The sequence below is a fragment of the Actinosynnema sp. NPDC023587 genome, assembly GCF_040640215.1.
GTDB lineage: Bacteria > Actinomycetota > Actinomycetes > Mycobacteriales > Pseudonocardiaceae > Actinosynnema.
On record NZ_JBFABG010000004.1, the window covers coordinates 344,699 to 368,951 of the forward strand.

24 protein-coding genes and 1 riboswitch are annotated in these 24,253 nt (G+C 74.7%); of the genes, 9 read left to right on the forward strand and 15 right to left on the reverse strand.

From position 1 onward, the window contains the following. Positions 1 to 14: 14 nt before the first annotated feature. Positions 15 to 1,760, reverse strand: a complete 1,746-nt coding sequence (locus AB0G01_RS13920; protein WP_360944249.1) for a proline--tRNA ligase — start codon at positions 1,758 to 1,760, stop codon at positions 15 to 17. 194 nt (positions 1,761 to 1,954) lie between these two features. Between AB0G01_RS13920 and AB0G01_RS13925 the strand changes: the two genes are divergently transcribed. Both AB0G01_RS13925 and yaaA read left to right on the forward strand, forming a co-directional pair. Further along, positions 1,955 to 2,305, forward strand: a complete 351-nt coding sequence (locus AB0G01_RS13925; RefSeq protein WP_360944252.1) for a VOC family protein — start codon at positions 1,955 to 1,957, stop codon at positions 2,303 to 2,305. A gap of 57 nt (positions 2,306 to 2,362) precedes the next feature. Beyond that, entirely contained in the window at positions 2,363 to 3,094 is a 732-nt protein-coding gene (gene yaaA, locus AB0G01_RS13930; protein ID WP_360944255.1) for a peroxide stress protein YaaA, read from the forward strand. Between the two features lie 37 nt (positions 3,095 to 3,131). Here yaaA and AB0G01_RS13935 read toward each other — a convergent pair whose 3' ends face one another. Then, the gene (locus AB0G01_RS13935; RefSeq protein WP_360944258.1) at positions 3,132 to 3,353 is read right to left on the reverse strand and encodes a hypothetical protein; all 222 of its coding nucleotides are present in this window, start codon (positions 3,351 to 3,353) and stop codon (positions 3,132 to 3,134) included. Positions 3,354 to 3,439: 86 nt separating this feature from the next. Here AB0G01_RS13935 and AB0G01_RS13940 point away from each other — a divergent pair, with 86 nt between their 5' ends. The 5 genes from AB0G01_RS13940 (at position 3,440) to AB0G01_RS13960 (ending at position 8,356) form a co-directional block, all read left to right on the forward strand. Further along, positions 3,440 to 4,372: a helix-turn-helix domain-containing protein gene (locus AB0G01_RS13940; RefSeq protein WP_360944261.1), complete on the forward strand. Its 933-nt coding sequence runs from the start codon at positions 3,440 to 3,442 to the stop codon at positions 4,370 to 4,372. A 78-nt stretch (positions 4,373 to 4,450) separates the two neighbouring features. Next, positions 4,451 to 4,987, forward strand: coding sequence for a hypothetical protein (locus AB0G01_RS13945; RefSeq protein WP_360944264.1), 537 nt, complete (start codon positions 4,451 to 4,453; stop codon positions 4,985 to 4,987). Positions 4,988 to 5,289: 302 nt separating this feature from the next. Then, positions 5,290 to 6,204 carry an RIO1 family regulatory kinase/ATPase gene (locus tag AB0G01_RS13950; protein ID WP_360945247.1) on the forward strand — a complete coding sequence of 305 codons (915 nt, stop codon included), beginning with the start codon at positions 5,290 to 5,292 and terminating at the stop codon, positions 6,202 to 6,204. A gap of 42 nt (positions 6,205 to 6,246) precedes the next feature. Continuing rightward, positions 6,247 to 6,501, forward strand: coding sequence for a hypothetical protein (locus AB0G01_RS13955; protein ID WP_360944267.1), 255 nt, complete (start codon positions 6,247 to 6,249; stop codon positions 6,499 to 6,501). Positions 6,502 to 6,970: 469 nt separating this feature from the next. Beyond that, positions 6,971 to 8,356, forward strand: coding sequence for a DEAD/DEAH box helicase (locus AB0G01_RS13960; RefSeq protein ID WP_360944270.1), 1,386 nt, complete (start codon positions 6,971 to 6,973; stop codon positions 8,354 to 8,356). Between the two features lie 140 nt (positions 8,357 to 8,496). On the opposite strand, the gene AB0G01_RS13965 is transcribed toward AB0G01_RS13960, so the two are convergent. Next, positions 8,497 to 9,381 carry a DUF5937 family protein gene (locus tag AB0G01_RS13965; protein WP_360944273.1) on the reverse strand — a complete coding sequence of 295 codons (885 nt, stop codon included), beginning with the start codon at positions 9,379 to 9,381 and terminating at the stop codon, positions 8,497 to 8,499. 97 nt (positions 9,382 to 9,478) lie between these two features. On the opposite strand from AB0G01_RS13965, the gene AB0G01_RS13970 reads away from it, so the two are divergent. After that, positions 9,479 to 10,420, forward strand: a complete 942-nt coding sequence (locus tag AB0G01_RS13970) for a hypothetical protein (RefSeq protein WP_360944276.1) — start codon at positions 9,479 to 9,481, stop codon at positions 10,418 to 10,420. On the opposite strand, the gene cobA is transcribed toward AB0G01_RS13970, so the two are convergent. The 11 genes from cobA to AB0G01_RS14025 form a co-directional block, all read right to left on the reverse strand. Continuing rightward, on the reverse strand, positions 10,365 to 11,582 hold the full coding sequence (gene cobA / locus AB0G01_RS13975; RefSeq protein WP_360944279.1) for a uroporphyrinogen-III C-methyltransferase: 1,218 nt from the start codon (positions 11,580 to 11,582) through the stop codon (positions 10,365 to 10,367). The two genes, AB0G01_RS13970 and cobA, sit on opposite strands and share 56 nt — an antisense overlap. Positions 11,583 to 11,628: 46 nt before the next feature. Then, on the reverse strand, positions 11,629 to 12,345 hold the full coding sequence (locus AB0G01_RS13980; protein WP_360944282.1) for a PIG-L deacetylase family protein: 717 nt from the start codon (positions 12,343 to 12,345) through the stop codon (positions 11,629 to 11,631). Between the two features lie 11 nt (positions 12,346 to 12,356). Further along, on the reverse strand, positions 12,357 to 12,656 hold the full coding sequence (locus tag AB0G01_RS13985; RefSeq protein ID WP_360944285.1) for a hypothetical protein: 300 nt from the start codon (positions 12,654 to 12,656) through the stop codon (positions 12,357 to 12,359). Positions 12,657 to 12,725: 69 nt separating this feature from the next. Beyond that, positions 12,726 to 13,505, reverse strand: coding sequence for a serine protease (locus tag AB0G01_RS13990; RefSeq protein ID WP_360944288.1), 780 nt, complete (start codon positions 13,503 to 13,505; stop codon positions 12,726 to 12,728). A 216-nt stretch (positions 13,506 to 13,721) separates the two neighbouring features. Next, a complete protein-coding gene (locus AB0G01_RS13995) occupies positions 13,722 to 14,978 on the reverse strand; it encodes a cobalamin biosynthesis protein (RefSeq protein ID WP_360944291.1) in 1,257 nt (418 codons plus the stop codon). A gap of 16 nt (positions 14,979 to 14,994) precedes the next feature. Then, positions 14,995 to 15,837 carry a hypothetical protein gene (locus AB0G01_RS14000; protein ID WP_360944294.1) on the reverse strand — a complete coding sequence of 281 codons (843 nt, stop codon included), beginning with the start codon at positions 15,835 to 15,837 and terminating at the stop codon, positions 14,995 to 14,997. A gap of 1 nt (position 15,838) precedes the next feature. Further along, entirely contained in the window at positions 15,839 to 16,942 is a 1,104-nt protein-coding gene (locus tag AB0G01_RS14005; RefSeq protein ID WP_360944297.1) for an SAM-dependent methyltransferase, read from the reverse strand. A gap of 62 nt (positions 16,943 to 17,004) precedes the next feature. Then, positions 17,005 to 18,390 carry a cobyrinate a,c-diamide synthase gene (locus AB0G01_RS14010; protein WP_360944300.1) on the reverse strand — a complete coding sequence of 462 codons (1,386 nt, stop codon included), beginning with the start codon at positions 18,388 to 18,390 and terminating at the stop codon, positions 17,005 to 17,007. Next, positions 18,387 to 19,001: a cob(I)yrinic acid a,c-diamide adenosyltransferase gene (gene cobO / locus AB0G01_RS14015; RefSeq protein WP_360944303.1), complete on the reverse strand. Its 615-nt coding sequence runs from the start codon at positions 18,999 to 19,001 to the stop codon at positions 18,387 to 18,389. The genes AB0G01_RS14010 and cobO overlap by 4 nt, the downstream gene beginning before the upstream one ends. A gap of 9 nt (positions 19,002 to 19,010) precedes the next feature. Then, complete coding sequence (locus AB0G01_RS14020) at positions 19,011 to 21,029, reverse strand: putative cobaltochelatase (RefSeq protein ID WP_360944306.1); 2,019 nt, start codon at positions 21,027 to 21,029, stop codon at positions 19,011 to 19,013. 37 nt (positions 21,030 to 21,066) lie between these two features. Next, positions 21,067 to 21,193, reverse strand: a riboswitch (cobalamin riboswitch). Between the two features lie 253 nt (positions 21,194 to 21,446). Next, on the reverse strand, positions 21,447 to 22,604 hold the full coding sequence (locus tag AB0G01_RS14025; protein WP_360944309.1) for a cytochrome P450: 1,158 nt from the start codon (positions 22,602 to 22,604) through the stop codon (positions 21,447 to 21,449). Between the two features lie 42 nt (positions 22,605 to 22,646). Between AB0G01_RS14025 and AB0G01_RS14030 the strand changes: the two genes are divergently transcribed. Further along, positions 22,647 to 23,834 (forward strand): 8-amino-7-oxononanoate synthase, encoded by a 1,188-nt coding sequence (locus AB0G01_RS14030; RefSeq protein ID WP_360945250.1) that lies wholly within the window; start codon positions 22,647 to 22,649, stop codon positions 23,832 to 23,834. On the opposite strand, the gene AB0G01_RS14035 is transcribed toward AB0G01_RS14030, so the two are convergent. After that, positions 23,788 to 24,246 (reverse strand): GNAT family N-acetyltransferase, encoded by a 459-nt coding sequence (locus tag AB0G01_RS14035; RefSeq protein WP_360944312.1) that lies wholly within the window; start codon positions 24,244 to 24,246, stop codon positions 23,788 to 23,790. The genes AB0G01_RS14030 and AB0G01_RS14035 overlap by 47 nt on opposite strands. Positions 24,247 to 24,253 lie beyond the last annotated feature (7 nt).

A 24,253-nucleotide genomic window follows, 5' to 3' on the forward strand; every position in this document is an offset into this window, starting at 1 on the left:
CCGAAACCCGCGGATCAGCCGCGCACGACCGCCAGCAGGTGCCGCACCGCGTCCTCCACCGGGACCTCGACCCGCTCCCCGGAACGCCGGTCCTTGACCTCGACCAGGCCGTTCGCCAGCCCGCGCCCCACCACCAGGATGGTCGGCACGCCGACCAGCTCGGCGTCGGCGAACTTCACGCCGGGGCTGGCCTTGCGGTCGTCCAGCAGCACCCTCAGCCCGGCCGAGGACAGCTCGCCGGCCAGCCGCTCGCCGCCCGCCAGCAGCGTCTCGTCCTTGCCCGCCACCACCACGTGCACGTCGGCGGGTGCCACGTCGCGCGGCCAGATCAGGCCGCGGTCGTCGTGGCTCTGCTCGGCGATCGCCGCCACCAGCCGGGACACGCCGATGCCGTACGAGCCCATGGTGATCCGCACGGGCTTGCCGTCCGGGCCCAGCGCGTCCAGCGAGAAGGCGTCGGCGTACTTGCGGCCGAGCTGGAAGATGTGGCCGATCTCGATGCCGCGCGCGGCGACGAGCACGCCGTGGCCGTCCGGCGAGGGGTCGCCCTCGCGCACCTCGGCGACGTCGATCGTGCCGTCGGGGGTGAAGTCGCGGCCCTGCACCAGGTCCACCACGTGGTGGTCGGCCTTGTCCGCACCGGTCACCCACGCCGTGCCGCGCACCACGCGCGGGTCGACCAGGTAGCGCACGCCGTTCGCCTGGAGCGCGTCCGGGCCGATGTAGCCCTTGACCAGGAACGAGTTCTTCGCGAAGTCCGACTCGTCCAGCAGCGCGACCTCGGCGGGCTCGACGGCCGCCTCCAGGCGCTTGAAGTCCACCTCGCGGTCGCCGGGCAGGCCGATCGCCAGCAGTTCCGGGGCCTGGCCCGGCACGGCGAGCTTGACCAGCACGTTCTTCAGCGTGTCCGCCGCGGTGAAGGTCCGGCCCAGGTCCGCGCCGTTGAGGAACTCGACCAGCGAGTCGATGGTCGGCGTGCCGGGCGTGTGGTGGACGCGCGCCGCGGGCCGGTCCTCGACCGGCTGCTCCGCGGGCGCGATCGTGGTCACCGCCTCGACGTTCGCCGCGTAGCCCGACTCGGTGCTCCGCACGAAGGTGTCCTCACCGGTCGGCGCGACCGCCAGGAACTCCTCGGACGCCGAGCCGCCCATCGCGCCGGACGTGGCGGACACGATGACGTAGTCCAGCCCCAGCCGGTCGAAGATCCGGATGTAGGTGTCCCGGTGGCGCTGGTAGGACTCCGCCAGGCCCTCGTCGGTGAGGTCGAACGAGTACGAGTCCTTCATCACGAACTCGCGCCCGCGCAGCACGCCCGCGCGGGGGCGCGCCTCGTCCCGGTACTTGGTCTGGATCTGGTAGAGCGTGACCGGGTAGTCCTTGTACGACGCGTACTCGCCCTTCACGGTGAGCGTGAACAGCTCCTCGTGGGTCGGCCCGAGCAGGTAGTCCGCGCCCTTGCGGTCCTTGAGGCGGAAGATGTTGGGGCCGTACTCGGTCCACCGGTTGGTGGCCTCGTAGGGCTCCTTCGGCAGCAGCGCGGGGAATTGGATCTCCTGCGCGCCGGAGGCGTCCATCTCCTCGCGCACGATCCGCTCGATGTTGCGCAGGACCCGCAGGCCCAGCGGCAGCCACGAGTACCCGCCCGGTGTGACGCGGCGGACGTAGCCGGCGCGGACCAACAGCTTGTGGCTGGGGACTTCGGCGTCGGCCGGATCCTCGCGCAAGGTGCGCAGGAACAGCGACGACATCCTCGTGATCACGGTGGGTGCTCCTCGTGGCGCTGGTGGTCCCCGAAGAGTAATGAACAGCCTCCGACCAGTTCCAACAGGTTCTGCCCGGCGGTCCGCCCCGACCGACCCGGCCACGCCCCCGGTGCCCGCGCCACCACCGCGTCGGCGCAGGTCACCACGTCACCGGCGGCGGATTGTCGGGGGTCGCGGTTACCGTCCCGGACATGACCCTGACCATCGGCATGATCACCATCGACACGCCGGACCCGCACCGGCTGGCCGAGTTCTGGACCCGGGCGCTGGGCACGGAGGTGCGGCACGACTGGGGCGAGTTCCTGGTCCTCGCGCCCGCCGTGGGCAGCGGCGTCCAGCTCGGCCTGCAACGCGCGGACGACATCGCGCCCGGCAAGAACCGGGTGCACTTCGACGCGCACGTGGCCGACCGGGTGGCCGAGGTGGCCAGGCTCGTCGGGCTGGGCGCGACCGAGGTCGCCGAGCACACCGTGCCGGGCCTGACCTGGACCGTGCTGGCCGACCCGGACGGCAACCAGTTCTGCGTGGGCCAGCCGGGCTGACCGGACCCGCCGACCGGGCCGCGCCGGGCGGTCGGGCACGGCCTAGGCTCCCGGTCCGTGCTGGTACTGCTCCCCCCGTCGGAGACCAAGGCGATCGGCGGCGACGGCGCGCCCCTGGACCTCGACCTGCTCGCGCGCCCCGAGCTGAACCCGGTCCGGGCCACGCTGGTGGACGCCCTGGTCGACCTGGCCGCCGACGTGCCCGCGAGCCTGGCCGCGCTGGGCCTGTCCGCACGCCAGGAGGCCGAGGTCGCGCGCAACGCCGAGCTGCGCACCGCGCCGACCACGCCGGCGCTGGAGCGCTACACCGGCGTCCTCTACGACAACCTCGGCCTCAAGACGCTGACCAAGGTCGAACGCGCCCGCGCGGCCGGTCGGCTCGCCGTCGCGTCCGCCCTGTTCGGGATCGTGCACGGGGGCGACCCGATCCCGGCCTACCGGCTCTCCGGCGGCAGCGCCCTGCCCGCGACGGGCCCGCTGGGCGCGCTCTGGCGGCCGGTGCTGACGCCGGCCCTGGCCGACACCCCGGTCATCGACCTGCGGTCGACCCCGTACAGCTCGCTGGCGAAGATCCCGCACGCCATCACGGTCCGGGTGGTCACCGAGGGGGCGGACGGGCGGCGGCAGGCCGTCAGCCACTTCAACAAGGCGCACAAGGGCCTGCTGGCCCGCGCGATCGTGCGGTCCCGCGCGGAGGTGAAGTCCGCGCCCGGCCTGGTCAAGATCGCCGCCGCCGCCGGGCTCCGGCTGGAGCGCACCGGCGATGCGGCGCTCGACCTGGTCGTCTGACCCTCCGCGATCCCCACGGCCGCGACCGGAGGACCGCTCACACGGAGCGGACCGACAGCCGGGCCGCGACCCGGGCGGGTGCCGGCGCGGCGTGGTCGGCTGCCCCGTGCAGTTCGGTCGACACCCGGGCCAGGTCGCGGTCGTCGACGTCGTGGCTGCCGGCGAGCCGGGAGCCGAAGCGGGCGTGGCGGTGGTGGTTGCGCTCCAGTCCGTAGACGACGAACGCCAGGGTGGCGAGGACGACGAGCAGTGCGGTCATGGCGCTAACTATGCGATCGCCAAGAAACCGCCACAATTGGCAGTCTTGCCGTTGTCCGTCAAGATCCTGCCAGTTACCCTCGGACCATGCTCACCTCCGTGGCCGTACCCGTGATCGAGGGCCTGGCCCCGTTCGAGTTCGGCCTGATCTGCGAGGTCTTCGGCGTCGACCGCACCGAGGAGGGCGTGCCGCTGATCGACTTCAAGGTGTGCGGCGAGCACGCCGGCCGGCCGGTCCGCACCAACGTCGGCGCGTCCGTGGTGCCCGACCACGACTTCGCCGCCCTGGCGGAGGCCGACCTCGTGGCCGTGCCGGCGTTCACGATCCGCGACGGCTACCCGCCCGCCCTGCTGGACGCGATCCGCTCCGCGTCCACCGTGCTGTCGGTGTGCAGCGGCTCGTTCGCGCTCGGCGCGGCCGGGCTGCTGGACGGCCGGCGCTGCACCACGCACTGGCGGCACGCCGCCGAGCTCGCGGCGCGCTTCCCGCTGGCCCACGTCGACCCCGACGTGCTGTTCGTGGACGAGGGCGACCTGATCACCAGCGCCGGCACGGCCGCCGGCATCGACGCGTGCCTGCACCTGGTCCGCCGCGAGCTCGGCTCCACCATCGCCACCGCGATCGCCCGGCGGATGGTCGTGGCACCGCAGCGCGACGGCGGGCAGCGCCAGTTCGTGCGGCCCGTCACGACCCGGGCGGACAGCCTCCAGCCCACGCTGGCCTGGATGATGGACGCCCTCGACACCGAGCACACCGTGGCCGGGCTCGCCGAGCACGCGCGGATGTCCGAGCGCACCTTCGCCCGCCGGTTCGCCGCCGAGACGGGCACCACCCCGCACCGCTGGCTGACCACCCAGCGGGTCCTGCGGGCGCGGCAGCTCCTGGAGGAGACGCGACTCAGCGTGGAGTCCATCGCCCACCAATGCGGTTTCGGCACAGCGGCCCTGCTGCGCCACCACTTCAATGCAGTAGTCGGATTGTCCCCCAAGGACTACCGCCGCTCTTTCGCTCACGGGTAGCGACCTCGGCCGCCGCCATCCGCGTGACTCACCGCAGTGACGTGTCACCTCGCGTGACCGCCCTGCCACACTGTCGGAGTGAGTCCCGACACACCCGGCGATTCCGCCGCCGCCGAACACCCAGCGGACGCCACCGACGACAGTTCCGTCACCGCCGCGACCCTGCGCGACCTGACCGACGACCTCGCCACGGGCGTCGAGGACGCGCCGGAGACGTTGAAGCGGGTGTGGGCCGGGCTCTGCGTGGCGCGGTTGCTGGGCCTGCGCCTGGCCGCCGCCGGGCTGTCCCGGCTCCAGGGCAACGCCGAGTCCGTGGAGCACCAGCTCGCCGGCGACCTGGCCACCACCGCGACGTTCGACCACGAGCGGCTCGCCCTGCCCTCGCCGGCGTCCCCCGAGCCGCTGCCCGCCGCCGAGGTGGACGACGCCCTGCTGGCCCTGGTCGAGTTCAGCGCCACCGCGCGCCGCCGGATGCTCGCCACCGCCCGGCTGGCCACCCGGTGGCACGACGAACGCGTGCTGCGGCACGACTCCCTGGTCATGGGCGAGCTCGCCGCCGCCTGGCTGGGCCACCGCACCAGCTACCGCTACGACCGCCGCCCGGGAGTGCGCTGACCGGGCACGACGCGGTCGCGGAAATCCGGTTGCCCGCGACCGGCGGCACCCCGCACACTGACCGGAGTCAACGCTGGAGCGCCGGTTTCGAGCGGCGGAGATCCGAGGAGGTGCCCCCATGGCGAGAGCTGTCCGGGACGTGGCACCGACCCGTCCTCCCGCCCCGACCGCCTAGCGCGCCGACCACACGCGCCGGTGGGGCGGTCCTCCTCCTTCTCCCTGGAGCCCACCCAGTGCGCGAGCACGAGCGTTTTCCCGACCGTGACGACGACTTCGACACGTCCTTCGACCACGCGGACGACCTGACCTGGCGCGCCAAGCGCCGGGGCACCCGCGCCGACGACGAACCCACCCCGAACCGGCGCGGCCGGCTCACCGAGGAGGCCCGCCACCGGCTCGCCCGGGTGCGGGACGAGGCGGAGACCGCCGACGTGCCCGAGGGCGGCGACCGGTGGTCCACCTGGGACACCGCCGACCACGGCCCGAAGCCGTGGCCCGAGTGGCTGGTCACCGACCTGTCCGCGGTGGACCGCGAACTCGGCGTCGTCAAGACCGGCAAGGAGGCCGACGTCTTCCTGCTGGAACGCGCGCTGCCCGGCGGCGAGCGGTCCTGCCTGCTCGCGGCCAAGCGGTACCGCGGCAACGACCACCGGATGTTCCACCGCGACGCCGGCTACCTCGAAGGCCGCCGGATGCGGCGGTCCCGCGAGCAGCGGGCCGTCGAGAACCGGACGTCGTTCGGGCGCAACCTGATCGCCGAGCAGTGGGCGGTCGCGGAGTTCGCCGCGCTGTCCACGCTGTGGCGGCTGGGCGCGCCCGTGCCCTACCCGGTGCAGCGGGCCGGCACCGAGCTGTTGCTGGAGTTCGTCGGCGCGGACGGTGCCGCCGCGCCCCGGCTGGCCCAACTGCGGCCGGAGCCGGACGAGCTGCTGGACCTGTGGCGGCAACTGGTGGACGCGCTGAGCCTGCTCGCCTCGGCGGGTCTGGCGCACGGCGACCTGTCGGCGTTCAACCTGATGGTGCACGACGGGCGGTTGGTCGTGATCGACCTGCCGCAGGTGGTGGACCTGGCCGCCAACCCGCGCGGCCCGGAGTTCCTGGAACGGGACGTGCGCAACATCTCGGGCTGGTTCACCGCGCGCGGCCTCGCGCCGGAACTGGCCGACCCGGTGGAGCTGGTCGAGCTGCTGCTCGACGTGGCCGGCCTGATCCGCTGACCGACCGCCCCGCCGCGCACCCCGGTGCGCGGCGGGGCGGCGGTGCGCGTGGTCGATCTTGGAGAACTCGTCACCGCGGCGAACCGGAGCCGCAGAAATAGGGTTCCGACGATCACTCCCACCCGGGCTGTGATCGCGATCGGAGTAGCCGGCGCGGTGATCACCGCCGCATCCGCCGAAGGGGTCGGGACGGGCGGCCGATCGCCGTTCTTCCACGCCGCGCCGACCGGGTTCGGGTCGCACTCGATCACCCGTGTCGCGGTGATCGCGGTTTACCCGGATACGCCCCCGATGTGATCACCGCACCGTCGGCCGCATCTTTTTCGCGCGGGGCCGGGCACCGGCCGCGCCGTGATGAAATCCCGATCAACCTGCCCCGACGTGCGCTTATCCGGCTACCCGTCACGGTGGGAGCGGTGCCCGGCACCGCCCGTCACGCCACCCGTGTGCGCGATTTCACCGGCGGGGTGCGTAAGCGGGGCCATTGATCGGCTAGACTGAGTGGTGCATCGCCCGGAGGCGCAACAACCGTTCGCGGCCCCAGCCCGGCAGGGCGGCGGTGCTTCCCAACCACTATCGGCGCAAGCAGCGCCGGGCCCGTCCTTGCGATTAGCGCCTGCACCCAAGGCAGAAGCGATCCCCGAGACGTGCCTTGTCCCGGAGGTTTCTTTTGCCCCCCACGTCCCAAAGCCGATCCGAGCGCCCGCAGTTCCGCAAGACGCGCAGCAGGCGTCCGGCCGGCCAGGGCAACCGTCGTCCCCAGGAGATGCTGGAGACGACCATGCCGGACCACGTCGAGAGCACGTTGCCCGAGGGCCCGCTGCCCTCGTTCGCCGAGCTCGGCCTGGCCGATGAGCTGCTGCGGGCGCTCACCCAGGCGGGTATCAACGACCCGTTCCCGATCCAGGCCGCGACGCTGCCCGACGCACTCGCGGGCCGCGACGTGCTCGGCCGAGGCCAGACCGGCTCCGGCAAGACCCTCGCGTTCGGGCTGGCGCTGCTGTCCCGCCTCGCGGGCAGCCGGGCCAAGGCGTTGAAGCCGCGCGCGCTGGTGCTCGTGCCGACGCGCGAGCTGGCGATGCAGGTCGAAGAGGCGCTCTCGCCCTTCGCCCGGTCGCTGGGCCTGTGGTGCCGGACGGTCGTGGGCGGTACGTCGTTCCCGCGCCAGGTGGACGCGCTCCGGCGCGGTGTCGACCTGCTCATCGCCACCCCCGGTCGGCTCTCCGACCACGTGCGGCAGGGCACGGCGGACCTGTCCGAGGTCATGTTCACCGCGCTGGACGAGGCCGACCAGATGGCCGACATGGGCTTCATGCCGCAGGTCCGCGCCATCCTCGACCTGACCCCGCAGGACGGTCAGCGCCTGCTGTTCTCGGCCACGCTCGACGGTGACGTCGACAAGCTGGTCCGGCAGTACCTGCACGACCCGGTCGTCCACTCCGTCGCGCCGCCCACCGGCAGCGTGACCACGATGGAGCACCACCTGCTGTTCGTGTCCGCCGAGGACAAGCAGTCCGTGGTGACCGAGGTCGCCGCCCGCGAGGGCCGCACGATCATGTTCGTGCGCACCAAGCACCACGTGGACCGCTTGACGAAGAAGCTGCGGTCGATGGGTGTCCAGGCGGGAGCCCTGCACGGCGGCAAGGCGCAGAGCGCCCGGACCCGCGTGCTCGGGCAGTTCCGCGAGGGCAGCATGCCCGTGCTGATCGCCACGGACGTCGCCGCGCGCGGCATCCACGTGGACGACGTCAGCCTGGTCGTGCACGTCGACCCGCCGGCCGACCCGAAGGACTACCTGCACCGGGCCGGGCGCACCGCGCGGGCCGGGCAGTCCGGCACGGTGGTCACCCTGGTCACCCACGACCAGCGGCGCGCCGTGCAGGGCCTGACGGCACGGGCGGGCGTCCGCCCGGAGTCCACGAAGGTCCGCCCGGGTGACGAGGACCTGATCCGGATCACCGGCGCTCGCACGCCCAGCGGCATCCCGGTCGTCGAGCCGGAGGTCCCGGTGCGCGCGGCGCGTCGCGGCGGTCCGCGGCGCACCGGCGGCAGCGGCGGCAGCGGCCAGTTCCGCGGCGGTCGCCCGGAGCGTGCCGACCACGGCCGTGACCGCGAGCGCGGCGGTCGTCCGCGCCGCGTGGCGCAGCACTGATCAAGCCCGACTGAACCACCGAGCCGCCCGCTCCCCGCACTCCGGGGGCGGGCGGCTCGTTCGTGCGGGCTTCGCCTCACCGATATGCTCGGCGGACCAGAACCGACGGGCGTCCACCGACCGGCCGGCAGGCTCGGAAGTCACGCCAGTAAGGCATCCGCCCGCGCGGTGCGCATGTGCAGCACGGCCCGCCCGTCCCGCCTCGTGGTCACCAACCGCGCCGCCCGCAGCACCCCGATGTGCTGCGACACCGCGCCGGCCGTGATCCCCAGCCGCGCGGCCGACTCCGTGGTCGACATCGGCGCGCTCAGCAGCACCAGCAGCGCCGCCCGGGTCTTCCCGATCAGCGCGGCCAGCTCGTCCGGCACGGCGGGCTCCGATTCCCACAGCGTCGCGATCCCGCGCGCCGGGTACCGCACCACGCCGGGGCCCACGGGGTCGACGGCGGCCCAGGCCCGAGGCCAGCAGAACACGCTGGGGGACAGCACCAGACCGTCCCGCGCCAGGTCGACCCGGTGCGGCCGGTCCGGGCGGGAATCCCCGTACAGCACCAGTTCCCCGTCCACCCACGACACCTCGGGGTGCAGGTCGGCGAGCACCGCGCCCACCCCCTGGTCCGCGAGCACCGCCGCGCGCGCGAACACGTCCGCTTCGAGCACCGCCACGATCCGCCGCCAGTGCGGCGCGACCAGCACTTCGTGGCACGCCCGCACGACATCGGCCACCCGGGGCGGCACGTCGACGAGCTCAGCCTCCAGGCCGGGCACCCGGACGTCCGGCACGGGCATCAGCCACGCGGGTTTCACCGGGCCCGCCACCAGGTCCAGCAACAGCGGCAGGTCGTCGACCGCCCCGACCCGCTCGCGCGCCCACGCCACCCACGGCAGGTGCACCGCGTGCGCGCCGGGCACCCGCAGGCCGTCCACCGCCATCACCGTCTCGAACACCGGCGAGTAGGCGAACCGCACCTTCGCCAACCCGACGCCGGCCGACCCCGCGCCGGCCAACCTGATCCGCACCGCCACCGGGTTGTCCCTCCTTCCAGGACTGGGGCGCACCCCACCACCGACCGGCCGGTGACCACCAGTGAGACGCCTGCCGGAAACGAGCACGCTCTACCGCATGACGAAGACCTGGCACCGACCCACGCTCCGGATCGCCTGGGCGATGGTCGGGCTGACCCTGATCTCCCTCGGCGGGCTGCTGTTCGACGGTCGGGTGCTCCAAGGCTCTCCCGTGTGGCTCAAGCCGTTCAAGTTCGCCGTGTCGCTGGCCGTCTACTCGGCCACGCTGTCCTGGATGCTCTCCTTGGCGCACCGGGGGAAGCGGTGGACCTCCGGCCTCGGCACGACGATCGCGGTCATCATGTTCGCCGACGTCGGCCTGATCGCGGTGCAGGCCGCGCGCGGCACGTTCAGCCACTACAACACGAGCCAGGACTTCTGGAACGTGCTGACCCAGAACATGTTCAAGTACACGATCCCGGTGATGTTCTTCGCGAACGTCGCCCTGGCCGCCGTGCTGTCCTTCCAGCGGTTGCGCGACCGGCCGACCACGTGGGGCATCCGCACCGGCCTGTACCTGGCGGTGCTCGGCATGGCGTCGGGCTACCTGATGGTCGGCCAGGGCAAGCGCTCGACCGCCACCGACGCGGCCGGCCACTCGCTCGACCTGCGCGGCGGGAACACCGTGGGCGCGCCGGACGGCGACGGGGGCGTGGCCGTGACGGCGTGGAGCAGCACGGGCGGGGACCTGCGCATCCCGCACTTCGTCGGGATGCACGGCCTCCAGGTGATGATCCTGATCGCGCTCGCGGTGGGCACCCTGGCATTGAGCGACCGCGCCCGGCTGCGCCTGGTCGGCGTCGCCGCCTTCGGCTACACCGGGCTGTTCGCGCTGCTGACCTGGCAGGCCCTCCACGGCGAGCCGCTGATCCACCCGAGCACCCTCACCCTGGTCCTGTTCGCCGGTCTGGCCACCGCCGTCGCCGCCGGGGTCGCGTGGACGTTCACGCTCGAAAAGGCAACTCCCGCGCCAACCCGGCCACCGGTCCGACCACGATGATCGCCGGGGGGCGGATGCCCTGCTCGACGACGTCGTGCCCCAGGCTGTCCAACGTGGACCGGACGACACGTTGGGCGCGGGTGCTGCCCTCCTGGATCACCGCGACCGGCGTGCCGCCGGGCCGCCCGGCCCGCAGCGCCGCCGCGAACGCGCCCGCCCGCTCGACGCCCATCAGGATCACCACGGTGCCGCGCAGGCGGGCCAGCGCGTCCCAGTCCACCAGCGAGCGCTCGTCGTCCGGGGCCACGTGCCCGGACACCACGACCACCTCGTGCGCGACGCCCCGGTGCGTCACCGGCACGTCGGCCAGCGCCGGCACGCCGAACGCGCTCGTCACGCCCGGCACGACGGTGACCGGCACGCCCGCCTCGGCGCACGCGATGAGCTCCTCGAAGCCGCGCCCGAACACGTACGGGTCGCCGCCCTTGAGCCGCACCACGAACTTGCCGGCCTTGGCGTTGTCGACCAGCGTGGTGTTGATGAAGTCCTGGGTGGCGGCCCGCCCGTACGGGAGCTTGGCCGCGTCCACCACCTCGACGTGCGGCGGCAGCTCGTCCAGCAGCTCCATGGGTGCCAGCCGGTCGGCCACGACGACGTCCGCTCGGGCCAGCAGCCGCCGCCCGCGCACGGTGATCAGGTCCGGGTCGCCGGGGCCGCCGCCGACCAGCGCCACGCCGGCCGGCTGGTCGTGCTGGTCGCCCAGCGAGCCGTCGCGCAGCGCCGCCAGCAGACCGTCCCGCACCGCCGCCGAGCGCCGGTGCTGCCCGCCCGCGAGCACGCCCAGCAGCAGGCCGTCGTGCCCGCCCACGGCGGGGGTCACGGCGGTGCCCTGCACGGCCACGTCCGCGCGCACGCAGAACACCCGCTGCGCGGTCGCGTCGGCGGTGATCCGGGCGTTCACCCCGGGATCGGACGTGCAGGCCAGCACGTACCACGCGCCGTCCAGGTCGCCGGCGGCGTAGGGGCGCTCGTGCCACACCGCGCCGCCCGCCTCCACGATGCCCTGGACCGCGGGCGTGACCTCGGGCGAGACGACCTCGACCAGCGCGCCCGCCGCCACCAGGCGCGGCAGCCGGCGCTGGGCGACGGTCCCGCCGCCCACCACGACGACCTTCCGGCCGGCCAGGTCGAGGCCCACAAGGTAGTGCTGTTCACCGTGCATGGGTAGAAGCATCCACATCAGACATGAGCTGTCCAACCCGGGTGCTTCACATCACCACCAGTTCGAACGGCACCGCCGGACGACCGCCGAAGCGCTCGCCCGCCTCCTCCGCCATCCGGCGCAGGAACACGTCCGGGTCCGCCACGTCGCCGCCGCCGAGACCGGCCAGGTAGGCCGCGTGCGCGCGCAGCGACTCGATGCCCCGGTCGAGCGTGCCGGTGAGGTCCACCGCGTGCGCGGCGTGCGGGGAGGACGCGATCGCCACGCGCCGGACCCCGTTCCACGGCCCCAGGTCCGGGTCGGGGAACACCCACCGGTTCGCCGCGTCGCGCACCGCGTCGAGCACGGCCTGGCCGACCACCCGGTGGTCGGCCATGTTGAGGAACCCGCCGGCGAAGGTCGGGTGGTGGTTGCCGGTGATCACCAGTTCCGGCCGGTGCCGGCGGATGGCGACGGCGATGTCGCGGCGCAGCGGCAAGCCGTACTCCAGCACCCCGTCCTGGTGGTCCAGGAACTCGACGTCGGTCACCCCGACGACGGCGGCCGAGGCGATCTGCTCGCGGACCCGCAGCGGGCCCGCCTCCTCGGGCGACAGGCCGTCGATCCCGGCCTCGCCCTTGGTGACCAGCAGGTACGCCACGGACCGGCCCTGGTCGGTCCACCGCGCGATCGCGCCCGCCGCGCCGTACTCCAGGTCGTCGGGGTGGGCCACCACGGCCAGCGCGCGCTCCCAGTCCTCGGGCAGCGGCAGGTAGTCGTCCATGCGGCGCAACGCTACGCGCCGACCACGGAGCCCTCGACCAGCTCCTCGACCTCCGCGCCGATCGCGCGGGAGCCGCAGGTCGCGGCGGACGTGGTGGGGTTCTCCTCGGCGGTGGTCCACGGGCCGCGCGCGAAGCGCCCGTCCTCGCAGGCCACGACGACCCGGAAGGTGCCCGTCCCGTGGCACCGGCCGCTGCCGGTCCGGTCCCGGACCTCGGTCGCGCAGTCGCGCAACCGGCTCTCGGCGGCCCAGGCGGTGACGGGGATGGTGTGCAGGGCGAGCAGGAACAGCAGCAGGACGACGGATCGCATGATCCGACATCCGACCACGCGGCCGTGCCCACGCCCGAGAACCACCCGGTCGTGGGCACGGCGCGGGGTTTAGGAGTTGATCTGCTGGGTCAGCACGGAGTGGTAGGTCGCGATCCGGGCGTAGACGCCGGGGTAGCCCGCCGAAGCGCAGCCACGACCCCAGGAGGTCGCGCCGATGAGCTTGCCGCCGGCCACGATCGGGCCGCCGGAGTCACCCTGGCAGGTGTCGGTGCCGCCCCTCGGGTAGCCGGCGCACACCATGGCGGACGCGCTGTACTGCGCGTACGACTGCTTGCAACTGGTGTCGGAGATGACCGGCACGGACGCCTTGAGCAGGTAGCGCGACGCCGAACCGCCGGACGACGTGGTGCCCCAGCCCAGGATCGTGGTGCTGGTGCCCGCCGCGTACAGCCCGGTGTCCGACGGCCCGGCCAGCGGCAGGTAGGCCGAGCTGATGGAGCGGTCGAGCGTCAGCACCGACACGTCGTAGCCGGAGGTGGCGGTGCGGTAGCTCGGGTGGATCCAGATGTTCGTCACCGAGGCGACGACGCCGGCGGAGCTCTGCTTGTCCTCACGGCCCCACACGACGCGGGTGCTCGCGGCGGAGCGTCCGCTGGTGCAGTGCGCGGCGGTGACGACCTTGTTGCCCGCGACCAGGGTGCCGCCGCAGAACTGGCCGCCGCTGGAGCTCGCCAGGTAGACGGTCCACGGGTACTGGCCGATGGTCGCGCGGGTCCCGCCGACGATGTACGGGGACACCTCGGCGCTCGCCGGCGCGACGGTGAGCAGGCCGATCGCGGCGACGGTCGCGGCCAGAGCGGTGATCAGGCGATGCAGGGTTTTCGCCATGGGTGCGCTCGATCCTTTCCGGGCGGGGTGCGTGCGGAGGGGCGGCGTCTTCCCAGCTAGGACCAAATCCGCGGACCCGACAAGCGCCAATCCCGGCTTCACAGTTGACGAGCGGCGTTCCTCGTGGCCGCACCACCGCCGCAGCGCAACGATGTGGCCACCCGACGGTGAATCGTTGCCCGGGAACCCGAACCCGCCGGGGCACGACCCGGCCGCTCAGGACGCGACGCCACCCACCCGCACGACCTCCGCGCGCACCGGGCCGTCCACCGTCGGACCCCCGTCGCGCCCCACGAAGGCCACCGCCGCGCCGGACTCGGCCAGCCCGACCGCCCCGTCCGCCTGGACCCGCGTCCCGGGCCGCAGCAGGTGCCGCACCTGCGCCAGGCACTCGTCCGTGCCCACCACGACCGCCGCCCGCCGCAACTCGGCCTCGGCGCGCGGCGTCCGCTCGTCCGCCCCGCCCGGCCCGAGACCGACCAGCGCGAGCCGGCCGCGCGGCAGCAGCCGGGCCGCCGCCACGGTCACCGCCGCGCCCTTGACCTTCTCCACCGCGATCTCCACCCGGCCGCCGCCGGAGAGCTCCATCGCGCCGCGCAGCGCCGCCGCCTCGGCCACGCTGGGGATGCCGATGGCCAGTTCCGCCGGGTTGGGCACGGGGATCACCGCGAGTTCCTCGCCCGAGTACGCCAGCAGCGGCGCGGTGGTCGAGTCGTGCCAGAAGCCCCAGTCGTCGAGGGCGTCCGCGATGCCCTGCTCGGCGGTCTTGCGGTCCAGGGTCGCGAACGCGCGCACCGCGCGCAGGTCCAGCCCCCGGACCTCCAGCTCCGCCAGCGCCTCCGACACCGCCGACGCGGACACCCCGGTACCGGACCCGACGCCGATCACCAGCGTGCGCGGCACCAGCCGCAGCAGGCGTTCCGGGCGCGGCCCGGTCGGCACCCGGTCGTCCAGCAGCACGGTCCACTCCGGGTGCCCCGACGCGTCGTCCACCTGGACGTTGTCCGGCAGCGCGGGCAGCGGGAACCCCAGCGGGTTGCGCAGCAGCACGGGGTCGCCCTCGCGCAGCACCGCGCCGAACGCCGCCAGGTCGCCGTCCACCACCACGTCGAGCAGCTCGACCAGCTCGTCCAGCGGCGACGCGACCGACGCCGAGGTGAGCACGGGCGCGCTGTCCAGCAGTTCGCCGATCCGCCCGGCCAGCGCGTCCACGCCGCCCAGCAGCGCCACCGCGAACCCGCCGTCGACGCACACCACGCCGGGGTCCGCGCGCTCGTCGCGCAGCAGCGGCGCGACCAGCCGCACGGTGGCGTCCGTGCCGAGGAAGAACACCGCCGACCCCAGGTTCGGCCACAGCCGGCGCAGCGCCGGGCCGATCGGCCCGTCCGGCACCACGGCGTCCGGTCCGAGGAACCCCGCGAGCTCGACGGCGGCCCGCCGCCCGCGCTCGCCGGCGGCGAACAACCCGATCACGCCCACGTCCTCCGCATCACGACTTCTTCGCACCCCACAACACCGTCACCGGGTTCACCGCGAGCAGCACGCCACCGGTCAGCCGGGCCGCCGAGAGCTGGGTCCCCGACACCTCGTACCCGGCGTCGGCCAGGGCGTCGCGCGCCGGCACCACCCGTTCCAGGTCGGTGGTGGCCACCACGACCCGCCGCGCGCCGACCCGCGCGCACCGCCGCACCACGTCCGGCCCGCCGCCGCCGACGAAGACCGCGTCCGGGCGGGGCAGGTCGGCGGCCTCGGCCAGCGGCGACTCGACCACCCGCACGTCCACGCCGTGCGCGGAGGCGTTCGCGATGATCCGCACGCACTGCACCGGGTCCCGCTCCACCGCGACCACCGCCGCGCCGAGCCGGGCGCACTCGACGCCGATCGCGCCGGGGCCCGCGCCCACGTCCCACACCAGTTCACCGGGCCGCGGTGCCAGCCGGGCCAGCGCGAGCGCGCGCACCTCGGCGGTGGCCACCATGCCGTCCCGGTGGGCGAAGTCGTCGTCCGGCAGCGCCCAGCCGCCGGGCGAGGGCGTCCACCCGGAGTCCGCCGCGCACAGCGCGAAACCGGGTTCGACCCAGCGCCGCACCACCGCGTCCGCCGGGTCCACCGCGACCAGCCCGGACGCGTCGGCGACGGTGAGCGTGCGCCGCCACCCGGCCAGGCCGCGCGCCAGTTCGGCCGGGTCCGCGCCGGCCACCACGACGGCGGGCCGGGCGCGGCACACGTTGAGCGCGTGGCGCGGGCCGGCCGCCACGGCGTCCACGACGGTCACCGAGTCCCACGTCCGACCGACGTCGGCGAGGAACCCGTGCAGCGCTACGAGGTCCACGTCAGGTGGCGCGCTTGGTCTTCTTGGCCCGCGACGCGGCCGGCTTGCGCGGCGTGGTGCTGGCCTGCACGGTGGTCGGCTTGCGCTTGGCCGCCGCCGCGACGGTCGGCTTGGGCCGGGGCGGCTCGGCCGGGCCCTCCACCGCAGCGGAATCGACCGGCCCAGAATCGGCCGGCACGGAATCGGCCGGCACGGTCTCGGCCGGTTCGGCGACCTCGCCCGCCACCAGCTCCAGCACCGGGTCGGTGCTCTCCGGCTTCGGCTTGGCGGGCGCGATGCGGCGGGCCCGCGCGGTCTCCTGCCAGTCGTGCACGGCCGACCACGCGGCGACCGAGGCGGAATCGCGGGACGCGCGCATCGACCACTTCGACCGGGTCCGGCGCACCGGCTCGTCGCCGACCACCGCGCGCCGCGCGGTGGTGGGCCGGAGCACCTCGCCGACCAGGAACAGCGTGGTGCGGTAGAGCTTGTGCTCCTTGACGCACGCCTCCAGCTCGCCCAGCGTGGTCCGCGCGACCGTCTCGTCGGGCAGGGAAACCTTGTACGCCACCACGACCGGCGTGTCGTCGGGGTAGCCGCCCGCGCGCAACTGCTCCACGATCCGGCCGGTCCGCGCGCCGGACGCGCTGATCGCCATCGTGGTGCCGTGCGCGGCGAACTCGGCCACGTGCTCCGCACCCTCGGGCCCGGTCAGCACCAGCGACTGCGCGACGTCCGAAGTGGTCAGTTCGCGCCCGACCGACGCGCCCACGGCGGACACGGCGGACACCCCGGGCACGACCTCCACGGCCAGCCCGAGCTTCTGGCAGGTCTCGTGCTGCTCGCGCAGCCCGCCCCACAGCGACGGGTCTCCCGCGTGCAGCCGCACCACCTTGAGCTTGCTCGCCGAGGCGCGCCGGTACAGGTCCACCACCTCGGCCTCGGACACCCGGGAGAAGTCCAGGAGTTCGGCGTCCGCGCGGGCGTGCTCGCGCACGCACTCGGCCTCGACGACGGCGGGCGACCACACCACCACGTCGGCCTCGGCTATCCGCTTCGCGCCCCGGACGGTGATGAGATCGGCGGCACCGGGACCGGCACCCACGAAGGAGACCCGACCAGTCATCACAACTGCTCCCCACGACGTGTACGGCTTGGTGGAGGACCGTACCGCGCCGGCACGATCCACTATCGAGTGGCCTCGTACCGCACGGACCCGGTCGCGCAGGCCCGCGCGAAGCGGGCCACGGCCTGCGGCGCGGACGCCGGATGCGTGTGCAGGTAAGACGCGTGCACCCCGTCGAGCACGAAGCCCTCGGCCACCGGGCGCTGGTCGTGGCCGCGCCACTGCCAGGCCGGGCGACCGGTCGGCGGGGACCCGGCGGACGCGCTGAGCGCGGTCCGGTGGAACTCGTGCCCGGTGATCCGGGTACCGGCCTCGGCGAGCACGGAGTCGACCGGCGCGACGGCGTCCCGGTAGCCCAGCGTGAGGCGCGGGGTCATCGAGCCGACCGCGTCGACCACCCCGCACATCGGTTGGCCGTCCAGCTCGCGCGCGAGGTAGAGCAGGCCGCCGCACTCGGCGTGCACCGGACCGCCGGACCGCGCGAACGCGGCGACGGCGGCGCGCAGCTCCTCGTTGGCGGACAGCTCGGCGGCGTGCTGCTCGGGGAACCCGCCGGGCAGCACCAGGCCCGCCGTGCCGTCCGGGAGGTGCCGATCGCGCAACGGGTCCACGACGACCACGTCCGCGCCGGCCGCGCGCAGCAGCTCGACGTGCTCGGCGTAGCCGAAGGTGAAGGCCGCGCCGCCCGCGACCGCGACGACCGGGGAGCCGGTCACCGGTTCGACCTCGGCGGCCGGGTCCCAGGTGGGCACGGCCATCGCGGGCACCCGCGCGGCGAGCCGGCGGACCGCCGCGAGGTCGACGTGCTCGGCGACCGCCGCGGCGATCGCGGCCACGGCGTCCAGCGCGGGTTGCCCGTGCTCGGCGGCGGTGACCAGGCCCAGGTGCCGCGAGGGCAGCCGGAACCGGTCGTCGCGCGGCAGCACGCCCAGCACGTCGAGCCCGACCTCGGCGCACGCCCCGCGCAGCACGTGCTCGTGCCGTGCGGAGCCGACCTGGTTGAGGATCACACCGCCCAGCCGCACGGTCGGGTCGTAGCCCCGGAAGCCGTGCAGCAGCGCGGCCAGGCTGCGGCTCTGGCCGCGCGCGTCCACCACGAACAGCACCGGCGCGGACAGCAGTTTCGCGACGTGCGCGGTGGACCCGATGCCCTCGGTGTCCACCCGCCCGTCGAACAGGCCCATCACGCCCTCGACCACGGCCAGGTCGCAGCCGCGCGCGCCGTGCGCGAACAGCGAGGCGACCCGGTGCTCACCGACCATGACCGGGTCCAGGTTGCGCCCCGGGCGGCCGGTGGCCAGCCCGTGGTAGCCGGGGTCGATGTAGTCCGGCCCGACCTTGAAGGGTGCCACCCGGTCCCCGGTGCGGCGCAGCGCCGCCATCAGGCCGGTGGCCACGGTGGTCTTGCCGCTGCCCGACGCGGGGGCGGCGACCACCAGGCGGTTCACCACTCGATCCCCTTCTGGCCCTTCTGCCCCGCGTCCATCGGGTGCTTGACCTTGGTCATCTCCACCACGAGGTCGGCGGCGTCGACCAGCGCCGGCGGCGCGTACCGGCCGGTGATCACGACGTGCTGGTGGCCGGGCCGGTCGCGCAGGGCGGTGACGACCTCGTCCACGTCGACCCAGCCCCAGTGCAGCGGGTAGGTGAACTCGTCCAGCACGTACACGCCGTGCTGCCCGGCGGCGAGCCGGCGGGCGATCTCCCGCCACCCCTCCAGCGCGGCGGCGGCGTGGTCCTCCTCGGTGCCCGCCTTGCGGGACCAGGACCAGCCCTCGCCCATCTTGTGCCACTCGACCGGGCCGCCCTCGCCGGTCTCCTCGTGCAGCCGGCCCAGCGCGCGGAAGGCCGACTCCTCGCCGACCTTCCACTTCGCCGATTTCACGAACTGGAAGACGCCGATGGACCACCCCTGGTTCCACCCGCGCAGCGCGAGCCCGAAGGCGGCGGTGGACTTCCCCTTCATCTCCCCGGTGTGGAGGATGGTCAGGGGCCGGTTGCGCCGCTGTCTCGTGGTGAGCCCGTCGACCGGGACGACGGACGGCTGACCTTGGGGCACGGTGGTCTCCTAGGCGGCCCGCGCGGCGCGCACGACGCCGGCGACCTGGTCGGCGGACAGTTCTTCCAGGCGCAGGCAGACGGCCTCCAGCGCCTCGGCGACGCGGCCCGCGAGGCCGAGCCGGACGTGGCCGGACTCGCAGTCCACGACCACGGCGGCCACCTCGTCGGCGGCCAGCAGGCCGGCCGCGCGCAGGGCGTCGCGCATCGGGTCGCCGCCGGCACCGGAGGCGGTGGCGCGACCGTCGGTGAGCAGCACCAGCAGCGGGCGGCGGCGCGGGTCGCGGACCCGCTCGGAGGCCAGCACCCGGCGGGCGCGCAGCAGGCCGTCGGCGAGCGGGGTGCGCCCGCCGGTGCGCAACTGCCGCAGCCGGGCCGCCGCCGCGTCCACGGAGTTCGTCGGCGGCAGGGCGGTTTCCGCGCCGGAGCCCCGGAACGTGATCACCCCGACCTTGTCCCGGCGCTGGTAGGCGTCGCGCAGCAGGGAGATCACCGCACCGCTGACCACGGCCATGCGCTGCCGCGCGGCCATCGAGCCGGAGGCGTCGACCACGAACAGGACCAGGTTGCTCTCCTTGCCCTCCCGGACCGACCGCCGCAGGTCGGTGCCGCGCAGCACCAGGCCGGGACCGCTGCGCCCGCGCGCGGCCTGGAACGGGGCCGCCGCGCCGAGCGTGCCGACCAGGTGCAGCCCTGAACCGTCCACAGTGGACGAACGAACGACGCGGCCGGTGCGCGCGCGGGCCCGGGAGCGCTTGCCGGGCGCGCCTTCGCCGACGCCGGGCACCTGGAGCAACCGGGCCTTGAACGCCGGCGCGGGGGCGTGCGAGCGCTCACCGGACGAGCCGCCGGGCCGCTGCGGTGACGAACCGTTCGCGGAGGGCTCCGGGGCGTCGGGCGGCACCCCGCCGCCGTCGTCCGGCCCGTCCGGGTCGTCGTCCGGGCCGGGGCCGTCACCGGGGTCGTCGCCAGGGCTGTCGGGGTCGTCAGGGCCGTCGTCGGGATTGTCGGGGCCGGCGTGCTCGGCACCCTGCCGCAGGGCGTCTTCGAGCTGCTCCTCCTCCAGACCGGGCTCGTCGAACGGGTCGCGGCGCTTGCGGTGCGGCAGCGCCAGCCGGACGGCGGCCTCGACGTCCCGCTCGGCGACCTCGGCCGCTCCGCGCCACGCGGCGTGCGCGACGGCCGTGCGGGCGACCACCAGGTCCGCGCGCATCCCGTCGACGTCGAACGCGGCGCAGATGCCGGCGATCCGGCGCACCTCGGCGTCCGGCAGCACGACCGAGGCCAGCCGGTCGCGGGCCTCGACGATCCGGGCGGCCAGCGCGGTGTCCTCGTCGGCCCACCTGGCGGCGAACGCGGCCGGGTCGGCCTCGTAGGCGAGCCGGCGGCGGATCACCTCGGTGCGGGTGCCCACGTCCCGGGCCGCCCGGACGGCCACCGTGAGGCCGAAGCGGTCCAGCAACTGGGGCCGCAACTCGCCTTCCTCGGGGTTCATGGTGCCCACGAGGAGGAACGAGGCGGCGTGCGAGACGGAGACGCCTTCGCGCTCGACGTGCGCGCGGCCCATCGCGGCGGCGTCCAGCAGCAGGTCGACCAGGTGGTCGTGCAGCAGGTTGACCTCGTCCACGTAGAGCACGCCGCGGTGCGCGGCGGCCAGCAGGCCGGGCTGGTAGGCCCGCACGCCCTCGGTCAGCGCGCGCTCCAGGTCCAGCGACCCGATCAGCCGGTCCTCGGTCGCGCCGACCGGCAGCTCCACCAGGCGCGCGGGGCGGCGCTGCGCCGGGCCGCCGTCGTGCGGGCCGTCCGGGCAGTCGGCGTCCACCGACGGGTCGCAGCCGAAGCGGCAGCCCGCGACGACCTCCAGGGTCGGCAGCAGCGCGGCCAGGGCGCGGACCACGGTCGACTTCGCGGTCCCCTTCTCGCCTCGGACCAGCACCCCGCCGATACCGGGGTGCACGGCGTTGAGCACCAACGCCGTGCGGAGGTCGTCGTGGCCGACGACGGCGGAAAAGGGGAAACGCGCGCCCATGCGGCGGTGTCCTTCCTCGGGTGTCCACGCCCGGGTCCGGTCTCGGAGATCGGGGGCCGAGTTCCTGACTCCCGGTTGCACGTACCCGGTCACAGTGGCGGGACCGCGCCGGATTCCCACCGGCTTCCTCACGCACCCCCTACAGCCCCGGCATCGTCGCACTTCGGTCGACCGGCTCCAAGCCCCCGGCGGGCACCGCCCTGGCGAGCGCCGTCACACCCGAACGGACCCACGGCACCGGCAACACCTCCGGCGGACCCGGTGGTGGGCCCCTCGCCGCACCGCCACCGGCAGCCTGACCTGCGCGGTCACCTTCCGGAGCGGTGGTGGGCGAGGGTGGCGGGTCGGGCGGGCGGCAGTGACCAGGCTCTCGGGGTCGACGACCCGCGCACGACCGGATCACGGCCCGGTCCAGCGCTATCCGTTCAGCGCGACCCGGACGGCGAGCGGTGCGCGGAAGGACAGCAGCCCGAGCATCGGCGGCGGCTCGGCGGAGGCCAGGCGCAGATCCGGGAAGCGCTCGAACGCCTCCCGCACCACCACTTCCGCCTCCAGCCGGGCCAGCCCCGCGCCGAGGCAGAAGTGCCGGCCGAAGCCGAACGCCAGGTGCTTGCGCGCGTTCGGCCGCACCGGGCACAGCCGGTCCGGGTCCGCGAACACCTCCGGGTCGGACCCGGTGCCCGCCAGCATCAGCAGCAGCGGCGCGCCCGCCGGCACGGCCACGCCGGAGAGCACCACCGGCTCGGCCGCCACCCGCCGCCAGGTGCTGACCGGCGGGTCGCGGCGCAACACCTCCTCCACCACCCGCCCGGCCAGGCCCGGCTCGCCCAGCCGCGACCACAGGTCGCCCTGCCGCAGCACCGCGTCGAACACCGCGCACAGCAACTGGGTGGTCGTCTCCTGGCCGGCGATGAACAGGAAGTAGCAGAGCCCGGCCGCCTCCCGGACCGGCACGTCGCGCAGCGCGCCGAACAGGTCGTCGTCGCCGCGCGCGGCCCGCAGCCGGCGGGTCAGCCAGCGGTGGAACTCGGCGGTCGGCGTCGCCAGCTCGTGCTGGCGCTCGGGGGACGGGTTGCCCCAGAACAGCTCCAGCGACGCCGCGCCCCACCGCTTGAGCAGCGGGACGTCGACGTCCTCGACGCCCAGCACCTCCATCAGCACGATGGCGGGCAGGTCGCGGGCCAGCGCGGGGTGCAGGTCGGCGACCGGACCGGTCAGGCCGGCGAGCCGCTCGCGCGCCAGCTCGGCGATCCGCGGTCGCAGCGCCGCCACCCGGGCGGGCGTGAGGAACCGGGCGACGAGCCGGCGCAGCCCGGCGTGGGAGTCGGTGCCGTTGTTGGCCAGCGTCGGCGGCAGGGAGAAACCCGCGCGGGCCAGCACCCGCAGCACCGGGCGCGGGATGGCGGTGACCGCGGTGAGCGCGTTGTCCGGGTGGAACCGACGCGGGTCGGCCAGCACCGCGCGCACGTCGTGGTACCGGCTGACCAGCCACAGGCCGGTGGCCTCGTCCCGGTGCACCGGTGCGTTCACGCGCAGCGAGCGCAGGTCTTCGGAACCGAGCTGGAAGAGGTCCACGCCGGGACGTTAACGGCCGGGTGCGACACTCCCGGCGTGAGTGTGAGCACAGAGGCGGCGACCGGACCCGAGTCGGTGTTCGACTGGATCGACACCCGCGCGGAAGCCCGCGCGAAAGCCGGGCTGGCCCGCCGGGTGCGCCCCCGCCCGGCCGAGTCGACGGACCTGGACCTGGCGTCCAACGACTACCTCGGAATGGCCCGCGACAAGCGGGTGATGGGCGCGGCGGCGGCGGCCTCGCTGCGCTGGGGCGCGGGTGCCACGGGCTCCCGGCTGGTCACCGGTTCGACCGAGCTGCACACCGAGCTGGAGTACGAGCTCGCGAACTTCTGCGGTGCGCAGTCGGCGCTGGTGTTCTCCTCCGGCTACCTGGCGAACCTGGCCGCGCTCACCGCCCTGTCCGGTCCGGGCACCGCGATCGTGGCCGACCAGCACATCCACGCGTCGCTGATCGACGGCACCCGGCTGTCCAAGGCGGACGTGGTGGTGGCCGGGCACTGCGACGTGCCGCAGGTCGGGCACGCGCTGTCCACCCGGGGCAAGCGGCGGGCGCTGGTGGTCACCGACTCGGTGTTCTCGGTGGACGGCGACCTGGCCCCGCTGGTCGAGCTGGTCGCGGCCTGCCGGGAGCACGGCTCGGGGCTGGTCGTGGACGACGCGCACGGCCTGGGCGTACTCGGCGAGGGTGGCCGGGGTGCGGTGCACGCCGCCGGCCTGGCGAAGGCCGCGGACGTGGTGACGACCGTGACGCTGTCCAAGTCGCTGGGCGCGCAGGGCGGCGCGGTGCTCGGCCCCGGCCGGGTGATCAGGCACCTGGTGGACACCGCGCGGCCGTTCATCTTCGACACCGCGCTCGCACCGGGCAGCGTGGCGGCGGCGCTGGCCGCGCTGAAGGTGCTGCGCGAGGAGCCGGACCGCCCGGCGCGCGCCCTGGCCGTGGCGCAGGACCTGGCCGCCCGCCTGCGGGACAGGGGCCTGCCGGTCAGCAACCCGAGCGCGGCGGTGATCTCGGTGCGGGCACCCTCGGCCGAGGCGGCGCTGGACTGGGCCGAGGCGTGCCGGGCGCAGGGCGTGCGGGTCGGCTGCTTCCGGCCGCCGTCGGTCCCCGACCAGGTCTCCCGGCTGCGGCTGACCGCGCGGGCCGACCTGACCGAGGACGACGTGGCGCGGGCCGTGCGGGTGATCAGCGAGACCGGCGCATCCGCAGGTGCGGTATCCCGTCCTCGATGAACTCCGCACCCTCGGGCATGAACCCGAACGAGGCGTAGAAGTCGGCCACGTAGGTCTGCGCGTCCAGCACGCACACCCGCCGGCCGACCTCGACCAGCGCGGCCTCCACCAGCCGCCGGCTGTAGCCGCGCCCGCGCGCGGCCCGCGCCGTGCAGACCCGGCCGATCCGGAACGTGCCGTCGGGTTCCTCCAGCAGCCGCAGGTAGGCCTGCGGCTGCGGTGAGCCGTCCGACTCCAGCCAGAAGTGCCTGGTATCAGATTCCAGGTCGCGGCCGTCCAGGTCCGGGTAGGGGCAGGACTGCTCGACCACGAAGACCTCGCCGCGCAGTTTGAGCAGGGCGTAGAGCTGCGCGGAGGTCAGATCCGCTGACCACTTGCGGCGCAGTGTGGCCGGATGGGGATGCGAGCGCACACCGCGT